This is a genomic window from Streptomyces sp. NPDC057654, from assembly GCF_042800135.1.
In the GTDB taxonomy this organism is placed as follows: Bacteria; Actinomycetota; Actinomycetes; order Streptomycetales; family Streptomycetaceae; genus Streptomyces.
Map to the genome: position 1 here is coordinate 1 of NZ_JBHVHQ010001119.1, position 2,301 is coordinate 2,301.

Consider the following 2,301-nt stretch of genomic DNA (forward strand, 5'->3'; position numbering starts at 1 on the left):
GACCAGATCCAGCTGTCGACCCGCACGGTCCCCTCGTCTGAAGCCATGCCACGACTCTATAGCCAGGGTCCGACAACGCCCCCGTGATCGGGGAGGGGGCGGGCGTACGACCGGGCGCGCGGGCCCCGTAGGCCACCCGGCCCGCACAGGCCACGCCGAGCGGCTCGATTCGCCCCCTTAACGCCACGGGCCTGTTCAGGCCATAATCCGACGGCCAGTCATCTGACGAGCCGTGACCCGACGGCCCGTCGGCGGCATGCCGAAACGGATCGTCGAGGGGACGGATACATGAGCGTGGACCGGCGCGGATTCCTGCGGGGCGCGGCGGCGCTCTCGGCCACCGGACTGCTGGGGTACGCGAGCGCGCCTCCGGCGACGGCGGCGCCCCTCGTCCCCGGGCGCGCCCCGGCCCGTACCCGTGCCCGTACCCTGACCGCCCAGGACTGGCTGTCCGGGATCGCGGACAGCACCCCCGTCCAGCGGCTCACGCTGCCGGGCACGCATGACTCGGGCGCGCGGTTCGGCGGTGCGTACGTGGCGTGCCAGACCCTGACCGTCGCGGAGCAGCTGACCGCGGGCATCCGGTTCCTGGACGTCCGCTGCCGCGCCGTGGACGGCGTCTTCGCCATCCACCACGCCGCGTTCTACCAGAAGCTGATGTTCGGCGACGTCCTCATAGCCTGCCGGGACTTCCTGCGCGCGCATCCCTCGGAAACCGTTCTGATGCGGGTCAAGCAGGAGTACTCGGAGGTCTCCGACGCGGATTTCCGCAAGATCTTCGATGTCTATCTGGACGACAAGGGCTGGCGCTCCCTGTTCCGGCTGGACGGCACGCTCCCGGCGCTGGGCGAGGCGCGGGGGAAGGTCGTGCTGCTCGGCGACAACGGCGGCCTGCCCGGAGTGCGCTACGGGGACGGGAACCTCTTCGACATCCAGGACGACTACATGGCGGAGCCCTTCGCCAAGTACCCCAAGATCGAGGCCCAGTTCCGCAAGGCCGCGCACGAGCCCGGCAAGCTCTATATGAACTACGTGAGCACCGCGGCCCTGATGCCGCCCCAGTGGAACGCGAACCGCCTCAACCCCCAGGTCAGGAAGTTCCTCGGCGGCTCCGAGGCCGAGGGGTGGACCGGCCTGGGCATCGTCCCCATGGACTTCCCGACGGCCACGTCCGGACTGATAGAGGCGGCGATCAAGCACAATCCGAGGTGAGCGGAGAGAGGCCGCCTCACGCGTCCATGTAGGTCTCGCCGCCGAGTTCGAAGCGCGCCGTCCCGGCGGTGGTGTTGGCGAGCCAGGCGCGGAAGGGCTCGATGTCGGCCTCCGGGAGGCCGATCTCGATGCGTACGTCCGTGCCGTAGCCGACGTCGCGCACGGTGCGGCCGGTGGCGCGCAGGTCGTTCTCCAGCCTTCCGGCCCGCTGGTGGTCGACGACCACCGTCGCCAGCCGGAACCGCTGCCGGGTGACGGTGCCCAGCGTGTCGAGGGCCTCGCCGACCACCCCGCCGTACGCGCGGATGAGCCCGCCCGCGCCGAGCTTGACGCCGCCGAAGTAGCGGGTGACGACGGCGACCGCGTACCGGATCTCGCGCCGTACGAGCATCTGGAGCATCGGCACTCCGGCGGTGCCGCCGGGTTCGCCGTCGTCGCTCGCCTTCTGCACGCCGCCGTCGGCCCCGATGACGTACGCGAAGCAGTGGTGCCTGGCGGTGGGGTGCTCCCTGCGGACGCGCTCGATGAAGCCCTGCGCCTCCTCCTCCGTGGCGGCGGGCGCGAGCGCGCAGAGGAAGCGCGACTTGTTGATCTCGATCTCGTGGACGCCTTCGCGCGCCACCGTCCGGTACTGCTCCTGCATCCCGTCACCCTATGCCGAGCCGAGCGGCGGGCATGCGGCGGGAATGCCCCGCCGCGGCCTTTCGTTGTGCGGGCATGTACGCAGACGACGCGACGCTTCGCAAGATCCTGACCTCGACGGGCGACACCTGGGCCGTCGTCGGCCTGTCCACCAACGAGCAGCGCGCCGCCTACCGCGTCGCCGCCTTCCTCCAGCACTACGGCAAGCGCGTCGTCCCGGTGCACCCCAAGGCCGAGACGGTCCACGGCGAACGCGGCTACGCCTCGCTGTCCGAGATCGACTTCCCCGTCGACGTGGTGGACGTGTTCGTCAACTCCCACCTGGCGGGCCCGGTCGCCGACGAGGCCGTGGCGATCGGCGCGAAGGCCGTCTGGTTCCAGCTGGGCGTGATCGACGAAGCGGCGTACGAGCGTACGCGCGCGGCCGGCCTCGACATGGTCATGGAC

The 2,301-nt window shown here is 70.9% G+C and carries 3 protein-coding genes; 2 read left to right on the plus strand and 1 reads right to left on the minus strand.

Annotation, left to right across the window (positions count from 1 at the left end; genetic code table 11):
• Positions 1-288 precede the first annotated feature (288 nt).
• Positions 289-1,212, plus strand: a complete 924-nt coding sequence (locus tag ACFU99_RS41115) for a phosphatidylinositol-specific phospholipase C (RefSeq protein ID WP_384403157.1) — start codon at positions 289-291, stop codon at positions 1,210-1,212.
• Positions 1,213-1,228: 16 nt separating this feature from the next.
• Here the strand turns inward: ACFU99_RS41115 and ACFU99_RS41120 are convergent, their stop codons facing one another.
• Positions 1,229-1,855 carry a YigZ family protein gene (locus tag ACFU99_RS41120; RefSeq protein WP_384403160.1) on the minus strand — a complete coding sequence of 209 codons (627 nt, stop codon included), beginning with the start codon at positions 1,853-1,855 and terminating at the stop codon, positions 1,229-1,231.
• 74 nt (positions 1,856-1,929) lie between these two features.
• On the opposite strand from ACFU99_RS41120, the gene ACFU99_RS41125 reads away from it, so the two are divergent.
• Positions 1,930-2,301: CoA-binding protein (locus ACFU99_RS41125; RefSeq protein ID WP_384403162.1), on the plus strand; the 372-nt coding region annotated here is incomplete at its 3' end.

Excerpts from the sequence above, each read along its gene's own strand:
- ACFU99_RS41120 (WP_384403160.1), bottom strand. The coding sequence starts at position 1,855 with ATGCAGGAGCAGTACCGGACGGTGGCGCGCGAAGGCGTCCACGAGATC.
- ACFU99_RS41115 (WP_384403157.1), top strand. The coding sequence starts at position 289 with ATGAGCGTGGACCGGCGCGGATTCCTGCGGGGCGCGGCGGCGCTCTCG.